This is a genomic window from Micromonospora sp. NPDC048907, assembly GCF_055586885.1.
The window spans coordinates 341999-367481 of record NZ_JBVJHI010000002.1 but is presented as its reverse complement, the minus strand read 5'-3'; the positions used below and the strand labels follow the sequence as shown (position 1 = coordinate 367481).

The 25483-nt window shown below is 75.2% G+C and carries 20 protein-coding genes; 14 read left to right on the top strand and 6 right to left on the bottom strand.

The annotated features are described in order from the left end of the window. Positions 1 to 35 precede the first annotated feature (35 nt). Positions 36 to 548 (top strand): hypothetical protein, encoded by a 513-nt coding sequence (locus ACZ6PY_RS06815; RefSeq protein ID WP_466069941.1) that lies wholly within the window; start codon positions 36 to 38, stop codon positions 546 to 548. A gap of 44 nt (positions 549 to 592) precedes the next feature. Here the strand turns inward: ACZ6PY_RS06815 and ACZ6PY_RS06810 are convergent, their stop codons facing one another. Further along, positions 593 to 2131 (bottom strand): M1 family metallopeptidase, encoded by a 1539-nt coding sequence (locus ACZ6PY_RS06810; protein ID WP_466069940.1) that lies wholly within the window; start codon positions 2129 to 2131, stop codon positions 593 to 595. Between the two features lie 202 nt (positions 2132 to 2333). On the opposite strand from ACZ6PY_RS06810, the gene ACZ6PY_RS06805 reads away from it, so the two are divergent. Beyond that, positions 2334 to 3119, top strand: a complete 786-nt coding sequence (locus ACZ6PY_RS06805; RefSeq protein WP_466069939.1) for an SGNH/GDSL hydrolase family protein — start codon at positions 2334 to 2336, stop codon at positions 3117 to 3119. A 74-nt stretch (positions 3120 to 3193) separates the two neighbouring features. Here the strand turns inward: ACZ6PY_RS06805 and ACZ6PY_RS06800 are convergent, their stop codons facing one another. Beyond that, entirely contained in the window at positions 3194 to 4654 is a 1461-nt protein-coding gene (locus ACZ6PY_RS06800; RefSeq protein WP_466069938.1) for an MFS transporter, read from the bottom strand. Positions 4655 to 4916: 262 nt separating this feature from the next. Here ACZ6PY_RS06800 and ACZ6PY_RS06795 point away from each other — a divergent pair, with 262 nt between their 5' ends. Then, the gene (locus ACZ6PY_RS06795; RefSeq protein WP_466069936.1) at positions 4917 to 5510 is read left to right on the top strand and encodes a TetR/AcrR family transcriptional regulator; all 594 of its coding nucleotides are present in this window, start codon (positions 4917 to 4919) and stop codon (positions 5508 to 5510) included. 91 nt (positions 5511 to 5601) lie between these two features. Beyond that, on the top strand, positions 5602 to 8277 hold the full coding sequence (locus ACZ6PY_RS06790) for a hypothetical protein (RefSeq protein ID WP_466069935.1): 2676 nt from the start codon (positions 5602 to 5604) through the stop codon (positions 8275 to 8277). 49 nt (positions 8278 to 8326) lie between these two features. Here the strand turns inward: ACZ6PY_RS06790 and ACZ6PY_RS06785 are convergent, their stop codons facing one another. Further along, entirely contained in the window at positions 8327 to 9745 is a 1419-nt protein-coding gene (locus ACZ6PY_RS06785; RefSeq protein ID WP_466069933.1) for an alkaline phosphatase PhoX, read from the bottom strand. A 192-nt stretch (positions 9746 to 9937) separates the two neighbouring features. Here ACZ6PY_RS06785 and ACZ6PY_RS06780 point away from each other — a divergent pair, with 192 nt between their 5' ends. The 3 genes from ACZ6PY_RS06780 (at position 9938) to ACZ6PY_RS06770 (ending at position 14037) form a co-directional block, all read left to right on the top strand. Next, a complete protein-coding gene (locus tag ACZ6PY_RS06780) occupies positions 9938 to 12454 on the top strand; it encodes an FtsK/SpoIIIE domain-containing protein (RefSeq protein ID WP_466069931.1) in 2517 nt (838 codons plus the stop codon). Continuing rightward, the gene (locus tag ACZ6PY_RS06775; protein ID WP_466069929.1) at positions 12451 to 13365 is read left to right on the top strand and encodes a hypothetical protein; all 915 of its coding nucleotides are present in this window, start codon (positions 12451 to 12453) and stop codon (positions 13363 to 13365) included. The genes ACZ6PY_RS06780 and ACZ6PY_RS06775 overlap by 4 nt, the downstream gene beginning before the upstream one ends. A gap of 408 nt (positions 13366 to 13773) precedes the next feature. Further along, positions 13774 to 14037, top strand: coding sequence for a DUF6244 family protein (locus ACZ6PY_RS06770; protein ID WP_466069928.1), 264 nt, complete (start codon positions 13774 to 13776; stop codon positions 14035 to 14037). A gap of 21 nt (positions 14038 to 14058) precedes the next feature. Here the strand turns inward: ACZ6PY_RS06770 and ACZ6PY_RS06765 are convergent, their stop codons facing one another. Continuing rightward, positions 14059 to 15408, bottom strand: coding sequence for a pentapeptide repeat-containing protein (locus ACZ6PY_RS06765; RefSeq protein WP_466069926.1), 1350 nt, complete (start codon positions 15406 to 15408; stop codon positions 14059 to 14061). 209 nt (positions 15409 to 15617) lie between these two features. Here ACZ6PY_RS06765 and ACZ6PY_RS06760 point away from each other — a divergent pair, with 209 nt between their 5' ends. After that, the gene (locus ACZ6PY_RS06760; RefSeq protein ID WP_466069924.1) at positions 15618 to 16445 is read left to right on the top strand and encodes a lipase family alpha/beta hydrolase; all 828 of its coding nucleotides are present in this window, start codon (positions 15618 to 15620) and stop codon (positions 16443 to 16445) included. A 50-nt stretch (positions 16446 to 16495) separates the two neighbouring features. Here ACZ6PY_RS06760 and ACZ6PY_RS06755 read toward each other — a convergent pair whose 3' ends face one another. After that, a complete protein-coding gene (locus ACZ6PY_RS06755; protein ID WP_466069922.1) occupies positions 16496 to 18073 on the bottom strand; it encodes a GMC family oxidoreductase in 1578 nt (525 codons plus the stop codon). A gap of 76 nt (positions 18074 to 18149) precedes the next feature. Continuing rightward, positions 18150 to 19016, bottom strand: a complete 867-nt coding sequence (locus tag ACZ6PY_RS06750; protein ID WP_466069920.1) for an aldo/keto reductase — start codon at positions 19014 to 19016, stop codon at positions 18150 to 18152. 195 nt (positions 19017 to 19211) lie between these two features. Here ACZ6PY_RS06750 and ACZ6PY_RS06745 point away from each other — a divergent pair, with 195 nt between their 5' ends. From ACZ6PY_RS06745 to ACZ6PY_RS06720, 6 genes are all read left to right on the top strand, one after another. Further along, a complete protein-coding gene (locus tag ACZ6PY_RS06745) occupies positions 19212 to 19577 on the top strand; it encodes a YciI family protein (RefSeq protein ID WP_466069918.1) in 366 nt (121 codons plus the stop codon). 108 nt (positions 19578 to 19685) lie between these two features. Next, on the top strand, positions 19686 to 21128 hold the full coding sequence (locus ACZ6PY_RS06740) for an FAD-binding oxidoreductase (protein ID WP_466069917.1): 1443 nt from the start codon (positions 19686 to 19688) through the stop codon (positions 21126 to 21128). A 168-nt stretch (positions 21129 to 21296) separates the two neighbouring features. After that, positions 21297 to 22745, top strand: a complete 1449-nt coding sequence (gene pyk / locus ACZ6PY_RS06735) for a pyruvate kinase (RefSeq protein WP_466069915.1) — start codon at positions 21297 to 21299, stop codon at positions 22743 to 22745. Continuing rightward, entirely contained in the window at positions 22742 to 23626 is an 885-nt protein-coding gene (locus tag ACZ6PY_RS06730; protein WP_313719284.1) for an acyl-CoA thioesterase, read from the top strand. The genes pyk and ACZ6PY_RS06730 overlap by 4 nt, the downstream gene beginning before the upstream one ends. A gap of 70 nt (positions 23627 to 23696) precedes the next feature. Then, complete coding sequence (locus ACZ6PY_RS06725) at positions 23697 to 24167, top strand: RrF2 family transcriptional regulator (protein WP_466069913.1); 471 nt, start codon at positions 23697 to 23699, stop codon at positions 24165 to 24167. 152 nt (positions 24168 to 24319) lie between these two features. After that, complete coding sequence (locus tag ACZ6PY_RS06720) at positions 24320 to 25324, top strand: sulfite exporter TauE/SafE family protein (protein ID WP_466069912.1); 1005 nt, start codon at positions 24320 to 24322, stop codon at positions 25322 to 25324. Positions 25325 to 25483 lie beyond the last annotated feature (159 nt).

Here is a 25483-nt window from a genome sequence, read left to right as displayed (position 1 = left end):
CCCGGCGGCACGAAGATCGTCACTACGCTGCGGGTATGGACGTCGAGGTGCGCCTGCGGCGAATCCGCCGGTGGCTCTGGGTCGTGGTGGTGGGTCTGTTCCTCAGCGGGGTGACCGCGTTCCCGCTGGAACCGGAGGTGCGCTGGCTGTTGCGGGCGCTGGACCCGCTCGCCGGGCAGTTTCCGGCGCTGGTGGCCTGGATCGAGCGGGTCCACACCGGACTTGTCGAGACCGGCGAACGTTATCCGTTCCTGCTCTACGGCACCGACTGGCTCGCCTTCGCGCACCTGGTGCTCGCGGTGGCGTTCTGGGGGCCGCTGCGCGATCCGGTACGCAACGTCTGGGTGGTGCAGCTCGGCATGATCGCCTGCGCCGGGATCGTGCCGCTCGCGCTGATCTGCGGGCCGCTGCGGGACATCCCCTGGTTCTGGACGCTTGTCGACCTCTCCTTCGCGGTCGGCGCGTTCCCGCCGCTCTGGTTCGCCTACCGGCACATCCGGGCGGTCGAGGCAGCGGCACCGACGGCCGTCACGCCCGTGCCCGCCTGACCGGCCGGGGCCCGCTCAAGACAACGGAGCGGGCCCCGCGCCGCTCAGTGCTTGAGCAGCCGGTGGGCCTCCCGGATCTTCGCCCACGACTTCGGCTGCGCCGGGGCGGCGAGCGCGCCGCGGGCGGCGGTGGCCAGCTCGGGGCGCCCGGCGGTGAACAGCCAGGTCGTGAAGACCGCGTCGAGGTCCCGGCCGGAGATCCGCTCGGCGAGCGCCTGGAACTGGGCGATGGTGCCGTTGCCGTAGCGGTGCTCGGCGGTCCAGGCCGGCAGGATCCGGAAGAACGCCGCGTCGCCCACGGCCAGCCGGAGCTGGTGCAGGGCCATGGCGCCCCGGTCGTAGACCGCGTCGTCGAAGATGGCGCCGGCCCCCGGGTCACCGGGAAGGACCTGCCAGAACTCCGAGTCGGCCGGGTAGCTGGCGTAGGTGAAGTCGAACAGCTCCTGGGCGGTGCCCTCGCCCTGCTCCTCCGACCAGAGCCACTCGGCGTACGAGGCGAAGCCCTCGTTCAGCCAGATGTTGCGCCACTCGGCGACCGAGACCGAGTCGCCGAACCACTGGTGGGCGTTCTCGTGCACCACCACGGAGGTGTTGGCGCCGCGCCGCCAGAAGCTGGGGCCGTAGACCGGGCGGCTCTGCGTCTCCAGGGCGAAGCCGATGCCGTCGATCGGCCCGGCCACACCGCCCTGCGCCTCGAACGGGTACGGCCCGAACACGCCGCTCTCCCAGTCGACGATCTCGGCGGTGCGTTCGATGCTGGCCCGGGCGGCCGGCCCGAGATCGCCCAGCGTGGTGCTGTACGCGTTGGACACCGGCTGCCCGTTCGGCGCGGTGTCGGTGACGATGTCGTACTGCCCGACGGCGAGGAACGCCTGGTAGGTGGCGCCCGGTTTCACGCTGCGCCAGCTCCACCGGGTGCGGTTGCCGGCCTCGGGCAGCGGGGCGCGCGGCTGCACCCCGTTGCTGACCACCTCGAGGCCGGCGGGCACGGAGACGGAGATGTCCCAGGTGGCCTTGTCCTTCGGGTGGTCGTTGCTGGGGAACCACCACCAGGCCGACTCGGGCTCGTTGACGGCGAGGGCGCCGTCGGCGACCCGGGTCCAGCCCGTGTAGCCCTGGACCAGCGTCTCGGACGGGATGCCGGCGTATTTCACCACGACGGTGAGTTGCTGTCCCTTGAGGACCGGCCGCGGCGTCGTGACGACCAGCTCGTGCGCGCCCTGGCGGGTGAAGGCGGCGGACCAGCCGTTGACCCGGACCGACTCGACGCCGAGGACGAAGTCGAGGTTGAACCGGGACAGGTCCTGGGTGGCGGTGGCCAGGATCGTGGTGGTGCCGCTGAGCCGGTCGGTCGCCGGTTCGTAGCGCAGCCGGATGTCGTAGTGGCCGACGTCGTAGCCGCCGTTGCCGTAGTCGGGGAAGTAGCTGTCGCCCAGCCCGGGGCTGCCCGGGGTCGGGGCGGCCGCCGCGGGCTTCGGCCGGCCCCAGCCCGGTAGGGCGGCATGGCCGGGGGCGCCGGTCACGATGGTGCCGGCGGTGGTGACGGTCAGGGCGGCGATGGCCGCCGTGAGAGCGCGTCGCACGAGGTGGACTCCCTCCGTCGGGGGTGTACGCACCGCCCAACCTAATCGACGCCGATGAACGCGTCTCCCCCGGAAGGCCCTCCGGCGCTATTCAATTTATGCCGATGTTTCGATAGCATTACCGACTAGTAACAAGCACCGACCCCCTGGCCACGCGCGCGGTCTACGGGCTCCACCACCCCTGTCCCGTGGAGGTCCTGTCATGTCCCGTCGCGCCCGCACCGCCCTGGCCGCGCTCCTCGCGGCCGTCCTCGGCGCCGTGCTCGTCCCCGGCGTCGCCCGGGCGGCCACCGTCAACTACGTCGCCCTCGGCGACTCCTACTCCTCCGGCGTCGGGGCCGGCCCGTACGACCTGTCCACCTGCCTGCGCAGCCAGAAGTCGTACGCCCCGCTCTGGGCCGCCGCGCACGCGGTCACCAGCTTCAGGTTCCCGGCCTGCGGCGGCGCGGTCACCGCGGACGTCATCGGCAGCCAGGTGAACTCGCTGAGCACCGGCACCACCCTGGTCACCGTGACCATCGGCGGCAACGACGCCGGCTTCGCCGACGTCATCACGAGCTGTCGCTTCGGCAGCACGTCGAGCTGCGAGAGCGCCGTCAACGACAGCCGTGCCTTCGCCACCACCACCCTGCCCGGCCGGCTCGACAACACCTACGCCGCCATCCGGAACCGGGCGCCCAACGCCCGGCTCGTGGTGCTCGGCTACCCGCGGCTGTTCGAGACCGGCTACTGCGGCCTGCTGGCCATGAGCACCTACAAGCGGACCATCCTCAACCAGGCCGCCGACCTGCTCGCCACGGTCATCGCCGACCGGGCCCGGGCGGCCGGGGCCACGTTCGTCGACGCCCGGGCGTTCTTCGCCGGCCACGGCGTCTGCGCCGCCGACCCGTGGATCAACGACGTGTCCGGGCTCATCGAGGCGTACCACCCGGACGCCGACGGCTACCGCCGCGGCTACCTGGCCGCACTGACCGCCGCGATCGGCTGATCCGACGCGACGGCGGCCGGCGGTCCGGATGGACCGCCGGCCGCCGCCGGTGTACGGGATGGTCTCCGGCCCGCTCAGCGCGCCGTCACGAGCTCGCCGGTCAGCTCCGGACCGGTGCTCCGCGCCGACTGCTGGCCGCGCCGTCCCCGCATCGCCCGGCGACCGGAGGGGACCGCCAGGGCGGCCAGCGCGGCGGCCAGCGAGATGCCGGTCAGCAGCAGGAAGCCCATGGTGAAGCCGGCCTCGCGGGGCAGCCCGCTCGCCTGCGGGTGGGCGGTGATCACGCTGCTGGCGACCGCGGCGCCGATGGCGCCGCCGATGGTGCGGATGTTGGCGTTCATGCCGGTGGCCACGCCGGTCTGGCGGGCCGGCACGCTGGCCACGATGAGGTTGGCCATCGAGGCGAAGGCCAGCCCGATGCCGAGGCCCACCAGGCCGCCGGCCACGCCGATCTCCCAGCGGGTGTCGTGCGCGACGGTCAGCATCGCCGCGGCCAGCACGTTGAACACGGCGCCCGTGGTGAGCTGCGCCTTGGCGCTGAACCGGGAAGCCAGCCGGCCGGCGACGAGGCCGGCCACGAACATGCCGACCAGCATCGGCAGCATGAGCAGCCCGGCCTGGGTGATGCTCGCGCCGAAGCCGTACCCGGCGCTGCTGGGGATCTGCACGAACTGCGGCAGGAAGGCGTAGACGGCGAACATCGAGGCGCCGTAGAGCAGGGCGACCAGGTTGGTCGTCCAGACCGCGGGCAGGCGCATCATCCGCATGTCGATGAGCGGGTTCGCCGCGCGGGTCTCGGCCACCAGCCAGCCGGCCAGGAGCACGGCGGCGAGCGCCAGCAGGCCGATCACCCGGCCGGACGTCCAGCCCCAGGCGGCGCCCTTGCTCACCGGCAGCAGCAGCGCGACGAGCCAGCCGGAGAGGAGCAGGGTGCCCGACCAGCTGATCCGACCGGGGGTGCGCACCGGCGACTCGGGCACGAACCGGTGCGCCGCGAGCGCGGTCAGGCCGACGACCACCATCGGGATCCAGAACAGCCACCGGTAGCCCAGGGTGGCGACGATCGGTCCGGCCAGCACGACGCCGAGGCCGCCGCCGGCGGCGACGATCGCCGAGATCGCCGCGACGGCCGAGCTGACCCGGGCGGCCGGGAACTCGTCGCGGATGATCCCGAAGGAGAGCGGGAACACCGCGCCACCGATGCCCTGGACGACCCGGGCGAGGATCAGCATGCCGATGTTGGGGGCGACGGCCGCCAGCAGGCAACCCAGCGCGAGGGCGGCGAGCGAGACGACAAGGGTCCGCTCCTTGCCGACCATGTCGCCGACCCGGCCGAGGACCGGGGTGAAGATCGACGCGGACAGCAGGTAGGCGGTCAGCACCCAGGTCACGGTGTTCTGCGAGGTGTGCAGGTCGTGCTGGATGGTGGGCAGCACCGGGGTGATCAGCGACTGGAGCATCGCGAAGAAGCCGGCGCCGGCGGCGAGGACGAGGAAGGTCAACCGGCGCGAGTCGCGCCGGACGGTGTCGATCACGGAAATGGCTCCCGTTCGTGGGACGAGGGTGTTCCTTGCGGGCCGCTCGCGCGGATGGGCGACGGTGGCGGCCCAGGGGTGTCTCAGCGGGTTGCGGGCATGGTGGGACCTCCCGGGGTCCGACGTCTGGTTCGCCGGTCGCGGTGGGTGGGATCGGCGGGAAAGCCGGAGTAAGCTATCCGGAGGCAAGGCTCCGGTCAGTTCCGGAGGGGTGCCTCCACTAACGTAGCGGAGGGGTGCCTCCGTTTGCAAGGGGAGAGGGGTGACGCCCGTCATGGCCAGCGCGGACCAGCTGGGCGAGGTCTTCGCCCGCCGCCCGAAGCGGGCCGACGCCCGGCGGAACTACGAGGCCCTGATCGCCGCCGCCCAGGAGGTGTTCGGCGAGTACGGCGCCGGCGCGTCCCTGGAGGAGATCGCCCGGCGGGCCGGGGTCGGCATCGGCACGCTCTACCGGAACTTCCCGAAGCGGGTCGACCTGTTCGAGGCGGTCTACGTCGAGGAGGTGCGCGCGCTCAGCGCCTCCGCCGCCGACCTGGCGGACCGCCCCCCGTGGGACGCGCTGGTCGCCTGGCTGCACCGGTTCGTCGCCTACGTCGGCACCAAGCGGGCCCTCGCCGACGAGCTGGTGCACGACTCCGAGGTGTTCCGCAGCTGCCGCACCGAGATCTACGCCGCCGGCGAGCCCCTGCTGCGCCGGGCCCAGGCGGCCGGGGTGGCCCGGCCGGACGCCACCTTCGACGACGTGGTGCGGCTGGTCAGCGGGATCATGGCGTACCAGTTCCCGGAGCCGGCGCAGCGTGACCGGGTGCTCGCCATCGCCCTGGACGGCCTGCGCCACCCCGCCGCGCCCCGCTGAGGCGTACGGTCCACGAGGGACGCACGGGTTCCCGCGCGTTGCGCAGGGTGTCGACAATGGTGCGACACCCGTCGTGGCCCCGGAGGTGGCGATGCGCGAACCGGCGACCCGGCCCCGGCCGGCCCGGGAGAAGCTCCCCGCGGGCGGCCTCGAACTGCTCTCCCTGCTGGCGCGGCTGCTCCGGCGACCCCGCCGCGGCGACCGCCGCCTGCCCCTGCTCTGGCTGGTCCGCCCGGCGGAGGACGGCGTCGTGGGCGCCCTGCTGCGCCGCTTCGTCGGCCGGGGCGACCGGCGCCGCGTGCCGCACGCCGTGCTGGACCTGACCGCCCGACCGGGGCCCGACGACACCATCGCGGGAGTGCTGCGGGAGCTGCACCGGCAGCTCTCCGTCGAGGCGTTCGGCGCGGCCCGGCTGCGGTTCCGGCACTACCTCCTCGCCGACTGGCTGATGCACCAGACCCTGGCCGTCGACGTGGACGCCGCGGACGGCGGCCGGGCCGCGCTGGTCCACCGGCTGCGCGACTGGCGGGGCCGGCGGGCCGGCGACGACCCCCAGGTGGGCGGCGGGTCGGCCGTCGGCACCGCGCTGCAGGTGCTGCTCTGGCTGCTGCGCCGGGCGATGCCGAGCGTGCTCTTCCGGATCGCCGTCTCCGGCCGGGTGCCGGTGTTCGGGCGGCAGTACCGGTGGTTCATGCGCCAGCAGTACCTGGCGCCCCGGCAGTCCGTGACGTTCCTCGGCTTCGCCGAGCGGCTCACCGCCGGCTGGCGCGACGGCGAACACCCGGCGCAGGTGCAGAAGCTGCTGCTGCACGCCTTCCTGGAGGACCTGCGGCAGGCGTACCGGAGGCGGTTCTGGCGGCCGGGTGACTGGCGGCGCACCGCGTACCCGGTCCTGCTGCTCGACGGGGTGAGCCCGGACAACGTCGGGCACACCCTGGTCCGGCTGCTCGACGAGGTGCGCAACGAGACCGGCCGCAACGACCCGTTGCTGGTGGTGGCCGTCGCCACCGGGCCGCCCCCGGAGGCGGCCGCCACCCGGCCGGTGGGCCAGGCCGAGGAGGCGTACGAGGAGTGGGCCGAGGCGCTGCCGGAGATCCGGCGGCTGCGCCGCGCGGGCGCCTGGCTCGTGGTGCTGCGGATCGACGGCGACGACGTCGGCGCCCCGGTGGGCGTGGCCCCGCCCGGGCTGGTCGCGCCGGAACCGCCCTGGTGGTCGCGGCGGTTCCTGCCGGCCGCGGTGGTCCTCGTGCTGCTCGCCGGGATGGCCGTGTGGGCCGATGGGCGGTGGGCGCCGGACTGCCGCCCGTGGCCGACCGACCGGGTGAGCGTGCGGCTGGTCGACGGCGAGTGCGTCGGCTACAGCGACACCGCCGGCCAGGTCTTCAACAGCGAGCCCGGGCAGGACCGCCTCCGCGCGGTGCAGCGGCGGATCTTCGCGCAGAACCGGGCCGCCGAGGAGGTGTGGCGGCGCAGCGACCACCGCCGGCCCTACCTGACCCTGGTCTACCTGGGCAGCCTCACCGGCAACCGCACCCGGGCCGACGAGGAGTCGTACGTCTCCGAGCGCGAGGAGCTGGAGGGCATGGCGACCGCCCAGTACGCGCTGCTCAAGGAGTCGGCGGCGGCGGACGACGCGGCGCTGCTGCACATCGTGGTGGCCAACGCCGGCCGGCAGATGCGGCACGCCGGCGACGCGGTCCGGATGCTGGAGGGGCTGGCCCGGGACGATCCCACCGTCCTCGGCGTGGTGGGGCTGGTGGACAGCCGCGCCAGCACGGCGTCGGCGCTGCGGGAACTCAACCGGGTCGGCCTGCCGGTGCTCGCCCCCACCCTCTCGGCCGACCGGATGGACGCCAACTCCAGCCTCTACCTGGCCATGTCGGCGCCCAACCGGGAGCAGGCCCGGATGGTCGAGACGTACGCCCGGCAGGTGCTGCGGGTGGGTGAGGCGCACGTCTACTGGACCACCGGCGAGGGCAGTTCCCTGGACGAGGACCTCTACGTGGCCACCCTGGTCGACGGGCTGCGGGAGCGGTTCGGTCCCCGGCTCACCCGGCTCGACGAGTGGCGCAGCGGGCGGCGGATGACCCAGGAGTGCGGCTACCGCGGGATGCTCTTCTTCGCCGGGCGCTGGTCGGAGTTCGACGGATTCCTGCGGGCGCTCAAGGAGTGCGGCGCCGACCCGCCCCGCCACCTGGTCGCCGACGACTCGGTGAACCGCTACATGGCCAACCCGGGGCTGCGGGCGAGCGCCCCGGGCAACCTGCCGGTCACGTACGTGTCGAAGGCCGCCCTGGCGACCTGCACCGCGCTGCGGGCTGCGCAGGCCCGGCGCGACGACGCCCGGGGCAGCTTCCTCACCTGGATCGGCGCGGACGACCTGCTCGACCCGCCGCGCTGCCGCGACGGCGCCAACGCGCCCGTCGGCGAGCGGGTCAGCCTCGCCTACGACGCCTCGATGATGGTGGTGCGGGCCCTGGAGAGCCTCGCGGCCCGGCTGCGGCACGCAGACACCGGCCGGCGCTGGGACCCCCACGCCGTCAACCCGGTGGGGGTGCACGCCGAGGTGCTGCGGCAGAACGCCGCCGGTGGCTACCCGGGGGTGGGCGGGCTGATCCGGTACGCACCGGACTCCGGCGAGCCGGTCGCCAAGCGGCTGGCGCTGCTCACCGTTGCCCGGGTGCCCGACGTGGCCACGCCGCCGGTCGAGGTGTTCGCCTGCGGGGTGGCCGACGGCGGCCCCGACCGGGGCTGCCGCCCCGGCTGACGGCGTGACGGCCGGCGGCCCCCAGGCGCCGCCGGCCGTCACCGTCGGGTCAGGACCCGTGGTTCGCGTTGCTCGGCCGGCCCCACGGGCCGGTGATCGCGAAGACGTAGCCCGGCGACTGGATGTTGGCGAACAGGATCTTCCCGTCCGCGCTGAACGTCGGGCCGGTGAACTCGCTGTCGTTGAGCTCGTTGCGGGCCAGCGGGTACGCCTTGCCCTGCTCGGTCACCCCGACCAGGTGCGACACGCCCTCGCCGTCCTCGGCCAGGATCACCCCGCCGTACGGGGAGACGGTGATGTTGTCCGGCCCGTCGAAGTTGCCGTTGTCGGCGTCCGGGTCGGTGTTGACGCCGAAGATGGTCTTCAGCGTCACCGTCTCGGTGCGCGGGTCGTAGAACCAGACCTGGCCGTCGTGCTCGTTGACGCTGCCGTCGTCGTGCCGGGCGAAGCTGGCCACGAAGTACGCGCCGCCGTCGGCCCACCAGGCGCCCTCCAGCTTGCGGCTGCGGGTCACCTCGTCGTCGGTGAACTGCTTGCGCACCGAGACCGTCTTGGCGTCCCGGTCCGGCACGTCCACCCACCGCACCTTGTAGCGGGTGCCCGGCGTGGTGGCCTCGGACAGGTCGGCCACGTGCTTGCTGCCGCGGAAGCAGCTCATCGCCTGGAGGCTGCCGGCGGTGTCGCCGTCCGGGCGCTGGGCGAGCGCGCGCAGCGCGCCCTTGCCGGCCCGGAAGCCGGCCGGCGGGGTCCAGCGGAAGTAGAGGCCGTTGGGGCCGCCCGCGTCCTCGGTCAGGTAGATGGCGTGGGTGTACGGGTCCACGGCCACGGCCTCGTGCGAGTAGCGGCCGAGGAACTTCAGCGCCACCGGGTTCTGGTTGGCGGCCCGGTCGTGCGGGTCCACCTCGAACACGTACCCGTGGTCCTTCAGGTACTGCCCGCCGGCCCGCTGCTCGGTCTCCTCGCAGGTCAGCCAGGTGCCCCACGGGGTGATGCCGCCGGCGCAGTTGTTGTGGGTGCCGGCCACGCTGACGTACTCGCGCAGCCGCCGGCCGTGCTGGTCCACCTCGATGGTGGTGGTGCCGCCCCGGGCGCCCGGGTCGTAGGTCAGCCCGGCCAGCGCCGGCACCGGGTAGGGCTCGTCGCCGCCGATCTCGTGGTTGTTCACCAGCACCGAGCCCTTCGGGGCGCGGAAGCAGCCGGTGCCGTCCGCGTCGCTCGGGGTGGCCTGCCCGGACTCCAGCAGGGTCGTGCCCGCCTGGGCCACGATGGTGTACGAGAAGCCCGGGGGCAGGGCCAGCAGGCCGGCCGGGTCCGGCACGAGGTCGCCGTAGCCGACCGCCGGGCGGCACGCCGCCCGGGCCGCCGCCGGACCGGCGATGGCGTCCAGGCTGCCGGCCACCACGATGCCGAGACCGGCGGCCGCGCCACCGTGCAGCACGGCCCTGCGGGAGATGGGGGAGGAGGTCACGTCGTCGCCTTCCTGTTCACAGCGTTGCTTCGGAACAGAGGCAAGTCGGGCCGGGGGAACGGCGTCCGGCGGGAACCGCCACCGGGGGATGAACAGTCGACCAACGTCGGGTGCGCGCCGCGTACTGTGCCGGTCCGCCGCGCGTCCGTTAGGGTTCCCCCGATCGGGTACGGCGGCGTCGGAGGGCGGACGGTGGGCAGGCTCGCGACGGCGTACCGGCAGGCGGTCGCCCTGCACCGGCAGGCCCTGCGCCGCTGGGAGACCGCCCGGCGGGCGCTGGCCGCCGCCGGCCCGGCGCCCGTCGGCAGCCCCGAGCTGGTCGCCCGCCTGGCCCGGCTCGGCGGCGAGCTGGCCGGCCCCGTGCCCGGCACCGCCCGCGCCGCCACCCACCCCGTTCCGGTACGCCTCGGCGAGGCGACCACCGTGGACGGCGGCTTCCCCGTGCTGGTGCCGCTGGGCGCGGGCGCCCACCTCGCGGTCGACACCGACGCGCGGGACCCCCGGGTGGGTGAGCTGCTGCGGGCCCTGGTGGTGCGGCTGCTCACCGCCGCGCCGGCCGGCACGGTCCGGGTGGCCGGCATCGACCCGGCCGCGTTCGGCGCCGCATTCCTGCCGCTGCGCCCGCTGCTCGACGCCGGCGCGCTCGGCCCGGCCGCGACCACCGTCGCGGAGACGACCGCCCTGCTGGACGCGGCGGAACGGCACGCCCGGACCGCCCAGCGGGCCGCACCCGAGGACCGGGAGCTGCTGCTGGTCGTCGTCGCGTCCGCCCCGCCGCCGCGCGAGCTGGCCCGGCTCGCCGCGCTCACCCACGCCGGGCCCGCCGCGGCGGTCTGCGTGCTGCTGGCCGGCCACCCGGCGGCCGGACCGGCCGAGGCCCCGCCGCTGGGCGCCACCACCCAGCTCCGGCTCAACGAGCGGTACGCCCTGGTCGGTGACCCGCCGGGCCGGCCGTTCAGCGCCGACGGCAGCGGCCTTGCCGCCCCGGTCCTGCTCGACGGGGACCCGTCCCACGCCACCGTGACCGCGCTGGCCCGGCGGCTCGCCGAGGCCGTCCGGCGGGCCACCACTGTCACCTTCGCCGACCTCCTGCCGGAGCGTCGCTGGGCCGAGTCGTCCGCCACCGGGCTGCGTACCGTGCTCGGCCGCGCCCGGGAACCGGTCACCGTGGCCTTCGACGACGCCACCCCGCACTGGCTGGTGGGTGGGCGCACCGGCGCCGGCAAGACGGTGTTCCTGCTCGACGTGCTCTACGGGCTGGCCGCCCGCTACTCCCCGGCCGAACTCCAGCTCTTCCTGCTCGACTTCAAGGAGGGCGTCAGCTTCACCGAGTTCGTGCCCACCGAGCGCGACCCGTCCTGGCTGCCGCACGCCCGCGCGGTCGGCATCGAGTCCGACCGCGAGTACGGCGTGGCCGTGCTCCGCGAGCTGCGCGCCGAGCTGACCCGCCGGGCCGACCTGCTCAAGCGGCACGGCGTCAGCAAGCTGGCCGACCTGCCGCCGAACGCCCGGCCGCCCCGGATCGTGACCGTGGTCGACGAGTTCCAGGTCCTGTTCGCCGGCAACGATGCGCTCGCCCGGCAGGCCGTCGACCTCGTCGAGGAGATCGCCCGCAAGGGCCGCTCGTACGGCCTGCACCTGGTGCTGGCCAGCCAGAGCACCACCGGCATCGAGGCGCTCTACGGCCGGGCCGAGGCGATCTTCGGTCAGTTCCCGCTCCGGGTCGCGCTGCCCGGCGGGGGCGGCGTGCTCGACCCGCTCAACGACGCGGCGAAGGCGCTGACCCTCGGCACGGCCGTGGTCAACACCGCCGGCGGCACGGCCGGCGCGGACACCGACGTCCACTTCCCCGACGCGCACGCCGCCGCGGCCGACCTCGCCGCCCTGCGCCACGAGCTGTTCGCCGCCCGGCCGGCCGGCGCGCGCCCACCCGCCGTCTTCCGCGGGTACGAGACACCCCGGCTCGCCGACGACCCCACCTGGGCCGGCCTGGCCCCCGGCGCCGAACCGCCCCTCGCCCTGGTCGGCCGCACCGTCGACGTGGCCGGCAGCACCGCCGCGTTCCGCCTCGACCCGGTGCCCGGCCGGCACCTCGCCGTGGTCGGCACCGCCGCCGCCGGCGCGGACGTGCTCCGCTCGGCCACGCTCGGCCTGGCCCGGCAGCACGCCCCCGGCACGGCCCGCTTCCTGTTCGTCCCCCTGGCGCCCGGCACCACCGGCACCGCCGACGACCTGGCCATGACCCTGGCCGCCGTCGGCCACCCGGTCCGCCGCCTCGACGCGGCGGCGCTGCGCGCCCACCTGGCCGAGCTGGCCGGCCCGCCCGCCCCCGAGCCCCGCCGGACCTACCTGGTCGTGTTCGGGATGGACGCCGCCGCCGGTGCGCTCGCCGCGGCCGATCCGGGGACGTTCCGCTCCGGTCACGACGACCTGCGGACGGTGCTGCGTCAGGGCCCCGCGCACGGCGTGCACCTGCTCGGCTGGTGGCGCGGGCTGCGCCGGCTCGCCGAGGACCTCGGCGGCAGCCAGAACCGCGACGACGTGGCCTGCCTCGTCGCGCTGAACGTGCCCGCCGCCGACCTGGGGCTGCACCTGGGCGCGCACGACCTCGGCTACGCCCCGCGCGACGGCCGGGCTCTGCTGGTCGACCGCCACGAGCACCGCACCGCCCTGGTCGTGCCCTTCGTCGACGACGGGGACGAGTCGTGACCGGGTTCGACGAATACGCGGCCCTGCTCCGCGAACTCTCCACCCGGCAGCGCGGCGGCGAGCGGGCGATCGCCGCCGAGGCCGAACGCCGGCGCGCCCTCCAGTCCACCGTCGACCAGCTCGGCCGGCGGCTCGCCGCCCAGGGGCAGCGCCTCGACCAGCTCGGCCAGGCCATCAACCTGCCGATGCGGTCGGTCCCCGCCGAGGCCCCGGACGCGTCACCGGTCCCGGCCGGCGCCCCGTCCACGGCCGCGTCGGCCCACCCCTCCGCGACACCGGCCGCGGGTGCGGCGGGACCCGTCCCGCCGGGCGCGGGTCCGGCCGGGCCCGCGGCGGGAACGGTCCTGCCCGCGGCGGGCCCGGCCGCGCCGGTGCCGCCCGGCGCGGAGGTGCCCGGAACCGGGGGTGGGGTGACCGGCGGCGCAGCCGCCGCGCCGGGGCGGCCGGGGGTCGGGGCGTATCCCGAGGGAACGGTGCCCGGTCCGCGGTCGGGTGACCCGGCGACCGAGCTGGCCGCGGCCGCGCGGCTGGCCGACGAGGCCGACCGGCACGGGCAGCAGGCCGAGGCCCTGGCGCGGCGGCCCGTGCTGCTGCCCACCTGGTCGGCGCCGGCCCGGGCGGTCGCCGTGTACGCGGCCTGCGCGCTCGCCGGCTCCCTGCTCATGCTGGTGGCGCTGATCGGCTCGCCGCTGCCGGCCACCGGGCTGGACCTGGTGGCCGCCGTCTCGTGCGCGGGCGTGCCGCTGCTGTCCTTCCTGGCCGGACAACTCGTGCTCGGGCGCTGGGGCCGCCCGGTGCTCGGCGGCGACACCCCGCCCGGGCGGTACGTGCCGCTCGGCTTCGTGATCTGCGCGCTGGTCGCCCCGTCGCTGTTCTGCCTCTACCTGGTCGTGTTCCGGCTGCTGACCTGATCAGGAGGCGGGCCGGACGCGCGAAGGCTGCCGGCACGCGGGGAGATTACTGTCCGTGCCGGGGCTGCCGACTCACACACCGTGATGGCCCCGGCGAGGCGCCTGGAACCGACGTCCCGCCTTTGCTCTGCAGCCATCCACGCATCGCTGGCTTGAGCTGCCTTTCCGCCGCGGCCCTCCGCCTCGCCGTCCAGCGGCATGACTACGCTGAGCAAGCGATGCGTCCGTGGCTGCAGAGCAAAGGCGGAAGCGGAGTGCCGGCCGGGCCGGAACGCTCGTGACGGTACGTGCACGACATGCGCCCTCTGACCGCTGAGCCGGCGCGCAGACGCCCGGAGGACGATCACGGCCTGCTCTCGTAGGCTCCTCTGTGGTGGTTGGAGCGGTGCGGGCGACAGGGGAGGGCGCGTGAGCGCAGCGGACATCATGGCGAGGCTGGCGGCGGCGGCCCAGAAGCTGGACGAGGCGAAGGCCCGGACGGCCGCCGCGGCGCAGGACGCCGCCGAGGCCCGCGCACTGGTGGCGGGCGCGCTGGAGGGCGTGGCGGCCGGGCCGCTGCTCAACATGATCGACGCCTACCGGCAGGCGCTCAGCCAGGCCGCGCAGGGCGGCGAGCCGGCCCGCCAGCACGTGCAGGAGACGATCGCCAAGGTCCAGGCCCTGGGCAGCTGAGCGCGCCCGGCCCCCGGGTGGTCAGGGGTCGGTGAGGACGAGCCACTCGTCGTCGCGCCGGCCGACGGTGGTGTCCGGCGGCCAGTCGTGGGTCACCGACGCCGACGCGCGGGCCTGGTCGACGAGCGGCCGGCGGGCGAATACCGCTCCCGCGAAGCCGGCCCGGCCGTGGAACACGGCCCGGCCGAAGTTGGCGGCCCCCTCGAAGCGGGCCCCCTCGAACCACGCCTCCGCGCCGAACTCGGTCCAGCGGAACAGCGCCAGGTCGGCGAACCGCGCCCGGCGGAAGCCCGCGTACGCCGCGAAGGTGGTGTGCTCCATGGACAGTCCGGCCAGGAACACCGCCTCCCGGAAGGTGGCGCTGCCCGCGAACCGGGCCCGGTCGAAGCTGCTGGGCTGCCGCAGCGTGGCGCCGCGGAAGGAGGCCGGCCCGAAGCTCGTCCCGCGGGCTGACAGCGCGCCGCCGAGGTCGGCCCGGTCGAAGCTCACCCGGCCCGCGAAGCGGGCGTCGTCCAGCACGAGGTCCGCGTCGCCGGTGAGGTCGTCGAACACGGCGTCGGCGAACTCCGCGGTCAGCCGGAGCCGGCCGCGGACGACCGCACCGGCGAAGGTGGTGGTGCCGGTGCAGACCGCGCCGGTGAGGTCCAGGTCCACCAGGGTGCAGCCGGCGGCGTCGAAGTCGTGCAGCCGGGCGCCGGTCAGGTCCAGCGCGATGCCGGGCCACCAGGCGTCGCCGTCGGCGCGCAGGTGCCGGGCGAGCATCCGCTGCGCGGTGCGGCGCACCTCGGTCTCGCGCGGGTCGTCGGGCGCCGGCATGCGGAGGTACGCGCAGAGCACGGCCACGATCGTCGGCCGCTGTTCCGGGTTGTCCTGACCGAGTCGTTCGAGGGCGTGCAGGCCGCCGAGGCGTACCGCGGGGTTGTCGCTGCCGACCAGCTCGATGGCCCGGACGTACAGCTCGGTGAGCCGCCGCTCGGCGGCGTCGTGTTCGACGGCGGCGGCCTGCCGTTCCTGGTGCCGCTGCCCGGCGTCGGCGACCGCCTCGGCGTGCGCCTGCACCCGGTCGCGGTGCGCCTGGTCCCGGGCGGCCACGGCCTCCTGGTGCCGCTGCCCGCGCTCGCTGATCCACTGTCGGCGGGCGGCGAGCAGCAGCGCCAGGCCGCCGCCGGTGCCGGCGACCACGGTGAGGCCGGTGCGGATGGCGTCGACGCGCAGCGTGGCCCGGGTGTCCGGTTGGGCGGCGCGGTCGGCCTCGCCGAGCAGCCAGTCCAGGACGAGCCAGCCGAGCAGGACGGCCAGCAGCAGCCCGAGCAGCGCCAGCCACCACGGCATCACCCGGAGCGGCTTCTCCGGCGGCGGTGGGGTGGACACGGCGCTCAGCATGCCATCCGGGCCGACCGGCCGGGGGACCGCCGGACGCCGGATAGGCCGGTTTGTGCCCCCTGCGGAACAACGGGTTACCCGCGCGTAACTTTCCATTGACGTGTGTGAAATCGGACACGCATCATCGTTTCCACGATCGATCGGATCCCCCACCCGTCCTCCCGGAAATCCGGGGCCTCCCACCGGAGGTGCAGCCCATGCTGCTCCGAACGATCCTGGCCGCCACCGCCGCCGCCACCGCCCTGCTCGTCCCGGCCACCGCCGCCCACGCCGAGCCCACCACCGAAACGGCCACCACCACCGAGGCCACCGCCGCCGGCAGCGCCGGGGCCACCCAGGCCGACGCCGCTGGTCTCGCTGCCGCCGGCGCCGATCCGGTCGTCGTGGTCGGCGGCCTGATCGGCGTCTCCATCGCCTACGAGCCGATCGCCGCCCGGCTGCGCGCCGACGGCTACCGGGTCTCCATCTACCAGTTGCCGAACCTGGGCTTCGGCGACATCCGCGAGTCCGCCCGGGCGCTGTCGTCCTATGTCGACCAGGTCCGCTCCGCCACCGGGGCGGCCAAGGTGGACCTGGTCACCCACTCCGAGGGCGGACTGGTCTCCCGCTGGTACGTCAGGTTCCTCGGCGGTGCCGCCAAGGTCGACCAGTTCATCAGCCTGGGCAGCCCGCAGCAGGGCACCTACGTCGCCAACATCATCAACTTCCTGGGGCTGGGCAGCTGCGCGGGCATCGTGGCCTGTCAGCAGATGTCCATCGGGTCCAGCTTCCTGGCCGACCTCAACGGCGGCGACGACACTCCGGGCGCGGTCCGCTGGACCACCGTCCGCACCTGGCAGGACGAGCTGGTACGGCCGGTCGACAACGCCTCCCTGGCCGACGGCGCCACCAACGTCCTGGTGCAGGCGTGGTGTCCGCTGCGGATCGTCGGCCACCTGGGCCTGATCCTCGACGGCACCACGTACAGCGTCGTGCGGCAGGTGCTCGCCGGCGCCGCGATCCGCCCCAACTGTTTCGCGCTCTGAGCCCGGTTCCCGGCCCGACGGTCGCCGCTGCGGCGGCCGTCGGGCCCCGGTCAGCCGGTGGTCCGGCCGAGGACGAGGTCGGCCGCCCGCCAGGCCAGCGCGGTCACCGGGGCGCTGGTCCAGCCGGACACCATCACGGGCAGCACCGACGCGTCGACGACCCGCAGCCCGGTCACCCCGCGCACCCGGAGCTGGGGGTCGACGACGTGGTCGTCGCCGGTCCCCATGGCGCACGTGCCGATCGCGTGGTAGCCGCAGTAGCCGTGCGACCGGCCGGCCTCGACGATCTCCTCGTCGGTCTGGGTCGCCGGCCCGGGCAGGGTCTCCGCCGCGATCCGCTTGGCGATCGGCCCGGTGGCGAACAGCTCCCGCGTCCGGCGCACCGCGTCCACGGCGACCCGCCGGTCGTGCGCGGTGGCGAAGTAGTTCGCCACGATCGCGGGCGGCGTGCGGGGGTCGGGGCCGGTGACGGCGAGGCTGCCCTCGCTGTCGGGGCGGGTCACCGTGGCCAGGCACAGCAGGCCCGGCTCCCGCTCCAGCTCCAGTGCCCGCCCGGGGCGCGGTGGCGCGGCCGAGAAGGGCGCCATCAACAGGTGCACGTCGGGGCGGTCCAGCTCCGGACGGGACCGGACGTGCGCCGCGACGTCCAGCACCGGCAGGGCGAGCGGCCCACCGCGGGTGACCAGCCAGCGCAGGGCGGCCCGGGCCTGGCCCAGCGGGCTGCCCAGCCGGGCGTTGTAGCCGCCGGGCTCGGCGAGCCGGTACTGCAGGGGGATCGGCCGGTGCTCGCGCAGGCCCGCCCCCACCCGGGGCCGGTCGAGCAGCACCGGGACGCCGGCCGCGCGCAGGGTGTCGGCCGGCCCGATGCCGGAGACCTGCAGCAGCTGCGGGGTGGCCAGGGCGCCCGCGGCGAGGATCACCTCGGCGGCCGCCCGGTGGTCGACCTCCCGGCCCCGGTGCGCGACCCGTACGCCGACCGCCCGGCCGCCCTCGACCAGTACGCGCAGCGCGACGGTGTCGACGGCGACGGTCAGGTTCGGCCGCCGCCGCACCGGGTGCAGGAAGGCGTCGGCGGCGGTGACCCGGCGGCCGGCGTGGATGGTGGCCGTGACGTAGCCGATCCGCTCGCCGTCGCCGGCGTCGAGGTCGTCGACCCGGCGCCAGCCCAGCTCCGCCCCGGTCTCCAGCATCTCCTCGCAGAGCGGGTCGGTGTCGGTGGCGACGGACAGCCGGACCGCGCCGTCGGTGTCGCGCGCCGGGTGATCCTCCAGCCGCGCGAAGATCGGCTCCATGGTCGACCAACCCCAGCCGAGAGGGGCCAGCGCGTCCCAGTCGGCCGCCGCGCCCCGGCTCCAGACCATGCCGTTGATCGCGGTCGAGCCGCCGATCAGGCGTCCGCGCTGCCAGGTCTCCTGCCGTCCCGGTGCGACGGCCGCCGGATAGTGCCAGGCGGTGCGCCTGTCGTCCATGAGCCGGGCGAACGCCTTGGGTACGCGCACGAGGGGGCTGCGGTCCCAGCCGCCCGCCTCGACGAGCAGCACCCGGGTGCCCGGGTCCTCGCTGAGCCGGTTGGCCAGCACGCACCCGGCCGCCCCGGCACCGACGATCACGTAGTCGAAACCGTCCACTCCGGACCCCCGCTCGTCCCGGGCGTGAGAATCCTTCTGACGGTAGCGGTTCGATCACGCTTCGGAAAGGGGCCGGTCAGGCGGCCTTGGCGAGCGCCTCGAACTCCTCGTCGCTGAGCCGCACCTCGGCCGCGGCCACGTTCTCCTCCAGGTGCGCCACCGAGGACGTACCCGGAATGGGAACCATGACCGGCGAGCGGCGCAACAGCCAGGCGAGGGCGAGCTGCGCGGGCGTCGCGCCGTGGTCGGTGGAGATCGCGTCCAGCGGGCCGCCCGGCCGGGCCAGGTTGCCGGTGGCGATCGGGAACCACGGGATGAACGCCAGGTCGTTGCGCTCGCAGTGGTCCAGCACGTCCTCGGCGCTGCGGTCGGCCAGGTTGTAGAGGTTCTGGACCGACACGATCGGGGTGATCCGCCGGGCCGCCTCGATCTGCTCGACGGTCACCTCGGAGAGCCCGATGTGCCGCACCTTCCCCTCCTGCCGCAGCAGGTCCAGCTCGCCGAGCTGGTCCTCCAGCGGCACCTTCGCGTCGATCCGGTGCAGCTGGTAGAGCGGGATGCAGTCCAGGCCCAGGTGGCGCAGGCTCAGCTCGCACTGCTGGCGCAGGTACTCGGGGCGGCCCACCGGCCGCCAGTCGCCCGGACCCGACCGGGTCAGCCCGGCCTTCGTCGCGATGACCAGGTCCTCGGCGTACGGGTGCAGCGCCTCCCGGATCAGCAGCTCGCTGACGAAGGGGCCGTAGGAGTCGGCCGTGTCGATGAAGGTGACGCCCAGCTCGTACGCGCGGCGCAGCACCCGCACCGCCTCGGCCGGGTCCTTCGGGTCGCCCCAGACCCCGGGACCGGTGAGCTGCATGGCCCCGTAGCCCAGCCGGTCGACCTGGAGGTCGCCACCGATCCGGTAGGTGCCCGAGGCCTTCGCGGGCCCGGTGCTGGTCGCCATGGCGGTCCTCCTGCGCGTCGTCGTCGGCGGCGCTCGCCGCCCCGACCGGGAGTGTTTCCCGCGAATCGCCGTCGCCAACGTCCGGGGGCGGTGTTTCCGCCGGCCGCCGGTGCGGGGCGGGCAGTTTGCGCCGAGCGACCCCGGGAGCGGGGAGCGCCGTGCGACGCTGGGCGCAACGGTGGTCTGGAGGTGCGCATGGCCGCGACGCCACGGCTCGACTTCGCGCTCGACACGTACGAGTGCATCGTGCTCTACCCGGGGCCGTCGGGCCGGGCGCTGCCGGACGAGACCGTGCAACGCCTCCAGGCCGAGCACACCCAGCACATGCAGGCGCTGCAACGGCGGGGCATCGTCCTGGTCGACGGCTCGGTGGACGGCCCGGCCCGCGAGCCGGACCCGCCGATCGGCTTCGGCCTGGCCCGCACCGGCTCGGTCGACGACGTGCGCAGCGTCATGGAGGCCGACCCGGCCGTGCAGGCCGGGCTCTACCGGGTCGAGGTGCTCACCTTCCTCTGCCCGGCCGGCTCGCTGGAGTTCCCCCTCGTCAAGGCGCAGAGCTGACTGTCGTCCGGGCGACCGCGCGGTCCCCCCGCGCGGTGCTACGGTCCCGCGCAAGCGAGGACCCCGGCGCGTCCGGCGCCGCCGGCCCGGGGCCGACGAGGAGTCGCCATGACCTCCGACCCCGACCTGCCCCTTGCCGCCGGCCTGCTCCGCGAGGCGCTGGGCGACCGCCTGCTCACCCCGGCCGACGCCGGGTTCCCCGCCGCCGTCCGGCTCTGGAACGGCGCACCCGCCGGCACACCCGCGCTGGTCGCGCGCGTCCGGGACGCCGACGAGGTCGCCCTGGCGGTCCGCGTCGCCGGGCGCTGCCGGCTCCCGCTGTCGGTCCGCGCCGGCGGCCACGACTGGGCCGGCCGGGCGCTGCGCGCCGGCGGGCTGGTCGTCGACCTCACCGCCCTGCGCCGGGTCGACGTCGACCCGGGCACCGGGGTGGTCACCGCGGGCGGCGGGGCGACGGCCGCCGACGTGCTGGCCGCCCTGCGACCGTACGACCGGGTGGTGGCCACCGGCGTGGTGCGCGCGGTCGGGCTGGCCGGGCTGACCCTGGCCGGCGGGTACGGCCCGCTCTGCGGCCGGCACGGGCTGGCGCTGGACAACCTGCTCGGTGCGGAGGTGGTGCTCGCCGACGGGCGGCGGGTCACGGCCGACCCGGCGCACGAGCCCGAGCTGTACTGGGCGCTGCGCGGCGGTGGCGGCAACTTCGGCGTGGTCACCGCGCTGCGCTACCGCACGCACCCGCTGCCCGCCGCGCTCGCCGGCATGCTGCTGTTCCCGCTCGACCAGGCGGCGGCGGTGCTGCGCGGCTACGGCGCGGCGGTACGCGACGCGCCGGACGAGCTGACCGTGATGGCCGGCTTCCTGCCCGGCCCGGCGGGGGAGCCGGTGGTCTTCCTCGCCCCGATCTTCAGCGGCGACGACCCGGACGCGGGCCGGGCCGCGGTGGACCGGCTGCGGGCGCTCGGCACCCCGCTGGTCGACCAGGTCGCCCCGCTGCCCTACGAGGACGTGCTGCGGATGTTCGACGGCGGGATGGCCGACGGCAACCACTACCTGCTCCGCACCCGCTGGCTGCCCGAGGTGTCCGGGGCGGTGGTGGCCGAGCTGGTGGCGGCGGCCCGCGCGGTCACCTCGCCGTACTCGGCGATCGCCCTGCACCACTTCCACGGCGCGGCGACCCGGGTCGGGATCGGGGAGACGGCCTTCGGCCTCCGCGACCCCCACCTGCTCGCCGAGATCATCGCGGTGTGGGCGCCCGGCGCCGATCCCGCGCCGCACCGGGCGTGGGCCGAGCGGACCTCCGCCGCGCTCGCCCCGCACGCGCTGCCCGGCGGCTACCCGAACCTGCTGGCCCCCGAGGAGACCGACCGGGTCCGCCTCGCGTACGGCCCGAACTGGGAGCGGCTGCGCCGGGCCAAGCGCCGCTACGACCCGCGCGGCACGTTCTCCGCCGTGCCGACCCTGCCCCCGGCCGCGCCGCCCGCGCCCCGGGCCGGGCCGGACGACGACGGGACGGCGCCTGTCGATCTCCGGGAGCGCTCCGCCGAGGGATGAACGCGAGCGGTACGATGTCCGCCGCGCGGTCGCCGATGCCCGCCACACACGACGTCCCGGTGCGGTGCCACACCGCCCGCCGGCGCGGGTATCGCGCGTCGTTGGACAACTGTTCCGCAGTCCGAAAGGGGCCGGCCGGCAGGTCGACCCGGAGGAGAGACTAGCCTGATGGGCGTGACACGCCGCGCGAAAATCGTCTGCACACTCGGCCCCGCCACCTCGTCCCCCGAGCGCATCCGGGGCCTGGTCGAGGCGGGCATGAACGTGGCGAGGCTGAACTTCAGCCACGGCAGTCACGAGGACCACGAATCCGTCTACCGGCTGGTCCGGGAGGCGGCCGAGGCGGCCGGGCAGCCGGTCGCGGTGCTCGCCGACCTCCAGGGTCCCAAGATCCGCCTGGGTAAGTTCGCCGACGGCCCGCACGAGTGGCGCACCGGCGACTCGGTGGTCATCACCGGCGACGAGATCCTCGGCACCAAGGAGCGGGTCTCCTGCACCTACCGCAAGCTGCCGCAGGAGGTGAAGCCGGGCGACCGGCTGCTGATCGACGACGGGCGCGTCGCCGTCGAGGTCAGCGACGTCACCGGCAACGACATCCGCGTCCTGGTCACCGAGGGCGGCCCGGTCTCCAACAACAAGGGCGTCTCCCTGCCGAACGTGGCGGTCAGCGTCCCGGCCCTGTCGGAGAAGGACGCCGACGACCTGCGCTTCGCCCTGGGCCTGGGCGTCGACCTGATCGCGCTCTCCTTCGTCCGCTCGCCCGAGGACATCAAGCTCGTCCACTCGATCATGGCCGAGGAGGGCGTCCACCGCCCGGTGCTGGCCAAGGTCGAGAAGCCCGAGGCGGTCGACCACCTGGAGGCGATCGTGCTCGCCTTCGACGGCGTCATGGTGGCCCGCGGCGACCTCGGCGTCGAGCTGCCGCTCGACCAGGTGCCGCTGGTGCAGAAGCGCGCCGTGCAGCTCTGCCGGGAGAACGCCAAGCCGGTCATCGTGGCCACCCAGATGCTCGACTCCATGATCGAGAATTCGCGCCCCACCCGCGCCGAGGCCTCGGACGTGGCCAACGCGGTGCTCGACGGCGCGGACGCGGTGATGCTCTCCGGCGAGACCAGCGTCGGCAAGTACCCGGTGCTCACGGTCAGCACCATGGCGAAGATCGTCACCACCACCGAGGCCGGCTCGATCGGCGTGCCGCGGCTGCAGCACGACCCGCGTACGCACGGCGGGGCGCTCACCGTGGCCGCCTCCTCGATCGCCCGGGCCATCGGCGCCAAGGCCATGGTCGCCTTCTCGCAGACCGGCGACACCGTCAAGCGGCTCGCCCGGCTGCACTGCGACCTGCCGCTGCTGGCCTTCACCCCGGTGCCCGAGGTGCGCAACCAGCTCGCGCTCTCCTGGGGCGTGGAGACGTTCCTCATGCCGTTCGTCGAGCACACCGACGACATGTTCCGCCAGGTCGACCAGGCGCTGCTCGGGCTCAACCGGGCCAACCCCGGCGACTACGTGGTGATCGTGGCGGGCAGCCCGCCCGGCACCCCCGGCTCCACCAACACGCTGCGCGTGCACCAGCTCGGGTCGCTTGTCGACGCGGCCTCGGCCCGGGCTCTGCAATGAGCGGGAGTCCGGTGGCGACCGGGCAGGCCGCGGTGGACCAGCTCCTGGAGGTGCTGGACCTCGACCAGACCGGCGGGATGACCTTCCGCGGGATCAGCCCGCCGGTGGGCCCGCAGCGGGTCTACGGCGGCCAGGTCGCCGGTCAGGCCCTGGTCGCCGCGGGACGCACCGTCGACCCGGAGCGTTTCGTGCATTCCCTGCACGGCTACTTCGTCCGCCCCGGTGATCCCGTCGAGCCGATCGAATACCAGGTGGAGAACGTCCGGGACGGCCGCTCGTTCTCGGTGCGCCGCTCCGTGGCGCTCCAGCACGACAAGCCGATCTTCTTCATGTCGGCCTCGTTCCAGCGGCAGGAGGAGGGGCTGGACCACCACGCGCCGGTCCCGCCCGACGTGCCCGCCCCGGACGACGTGCCCACCATGACCGACCGGCTCTCCCGCTACCCGGAGCGGCTCGGCATCTGGGGCCAGATCCCCCGCCCCATCGACGTCCGCTACGTCGGCGAGCCCGGCTGGGTACGCCCCGGCGACCGCCCCGCCGAACCCCACCAGCGGGTCTGGATGCGCCTCGACGGCAAGCTGCCCGACGACCCGCTGCTGCACGCCTGCGCGCTCACCTACGCCTCCGACCTGACCCTGCTCGACTCGGTGCTGTCGGTGCACGGCGAGGTGTGGGGGCCCGGGGGAGTGGTGGGCGCGAGCCTCGACCACGCGCTCTGGTTCCACAGGTCGTTCCGCGCCGACGAGTGGTTCCTCTACGACTGCTGGAGCCCGTCGGCGTCCGGCGCCCGGGGCCTGGCCACCGGCCGGATGTTCACCACCGACGGCCGGCACATCGCCAGCGCCGTGCAGGAGGGGCTGCTGCGCCGGGTCGGCGCCTGACCGGTAAGCGTGACCGTTCGGCCGAGGGTCGGGAGACCGGGCGGCTGACCAGGGGACTAACCTTGCCGGCATGCGCCTCTCCGCTCGGGTCGACTACGCCCTCCGCGCGGCCGCCGAGCTGGCCTCGGTCGCCGACGGTGCGGCCGCCGGGCGGAGCCGGCCGGTGACGGCCGAGCAGATCGCCCGCGCCCAGGACATCCCGCCGAAGTTCCTGGAGAGCATCCTGCTCCAGTTGCGCCGCAGCGGCATCGTGCACGCCCAGCGCGGCCCCGAGGGCGGCTACTGGCTGGCCCGGCCGGCGGCGGAGATCTCCCTCGCCGAGGTGATCCGGGTCATCGACGGCCCGCTGGCGCACGTCCGCGGCCAGCGCCCGGAACAGCTCGGCTACCAGGGCGCGGCGCGCGCCCTGCAGGACGTGTGGATCGCCCTGCGGGCCAGCGAGCGGGAGATCCTCGAACTGGTGACCATCGCCGACGTGGCCAGCGGCAGCCTGCCCGGCCGGATCAACGACCTCGCGGCCGACCCCAGCGCCTGGAGCTGACGACCCCTCGGCGCCCCCGGCGCCGCCGTCCCGCGCGCCCGCCGCGCCGTCCGGCGCGTTCCCACCAACCGGATGGGGGACTTGACCGGAGCGCCCCCGTGCCGCATTGTCGACCAAGTCGATAGGAGATACCGAAAAGTCAGGGGGCGCTCGTGCGCAAGCTGCTGGTCCTCGCCCTCGTCGGGCTCGCCGCGCAACTGGTCGACGGCGCGCTCGGCATGGCGTACGGGCTGACCTCCTCGACCCTGCTGCTCTTCGCCGGGGTGGCCCCGGCCGCGGCCTCCGCCTCGGTGCACCTGGCCGAGATCGGCACCACCCTCGCCGCCGGCGTCTCGCACTGGCGGTTCGGCAACGTCGACTGGCGGGTGGTCGGCCGGATCGCGCTGCCCGGCGCGGTCGGCGCGTTCGCCGGCGCCACCTTCCTCAGCTCCATCTCCACCGAGTCCGCCGCGCCCTGGATGGCCGCCATCCTGTTCAGCCTCGGCGCCTACCTGCTGGTCCGCTTCTCCCGGCCGCTGCGCGCCAACCGGGCCGCCGGCCGGCTGCGCAGCCGCTTCCTCGCCCCGCTGGGCCTGGTCGCCGGCTTCGTCGACGCCACCGGCGGGGGCGGCTGGGGCCCGGTCGCCACGCCGGCGCTGCTGGTCTCCGGCCGGATGGAGCCGCGCAAGGTGATCGGCTCCGTCGACACCTCCGAGTTCCTGGTGGCCGGCGCGGCCAGCATCGGCTTCCTCATCGGCCTCGGCTCCGAGGGCTTCCTGCTGCCGACCGTGGCCGCGCTGCTGATCGGCGGCCTGATCGCCGCGCCGATCGCCGCCTGGCTGGTCCGCATCGTCCCGGCCCAACTGCTCGGTGCCGTCATCGGCGGGGTGATCGTGCTGACCAACACCCGCACGCTGCTGCGCGCCGGCGAGCTGGGCGGCCCGGTGCCCGCCCTGGCCTACACGGTGCTCGGCGCCGGCTGGCTGGTCGCCCTGGTGCTGGCCGCGCGGGCGCTGCGCCGCGCCCGCCGGGCCCCGGCCACCGCCGAGGCGGCCCTCGCCGCGCAGACCGCCGACCCGGCCACCGACCGTCCCGCCCCGGCCGTCACCCCGGTGGCCGAGGCCGCCGCCGGCGCGCCGGAGGAGCCCCGCCGGCTCGCCGCCGCCGTCGAGGGCTGACCCACCCGCGGGTACGCCCCCCCCGGCGTCGGTGCGCCGCCTGGCACCCGTACCCGAGCGCGTGGTTGTGTCGTGGGAAAGCGTTGTCCTACCCTGACGGGGCGCGGAGCCTCAGCACCGGCGTCGATCGAAGACGCCCCCCGTCACGTCAAGCGCGGG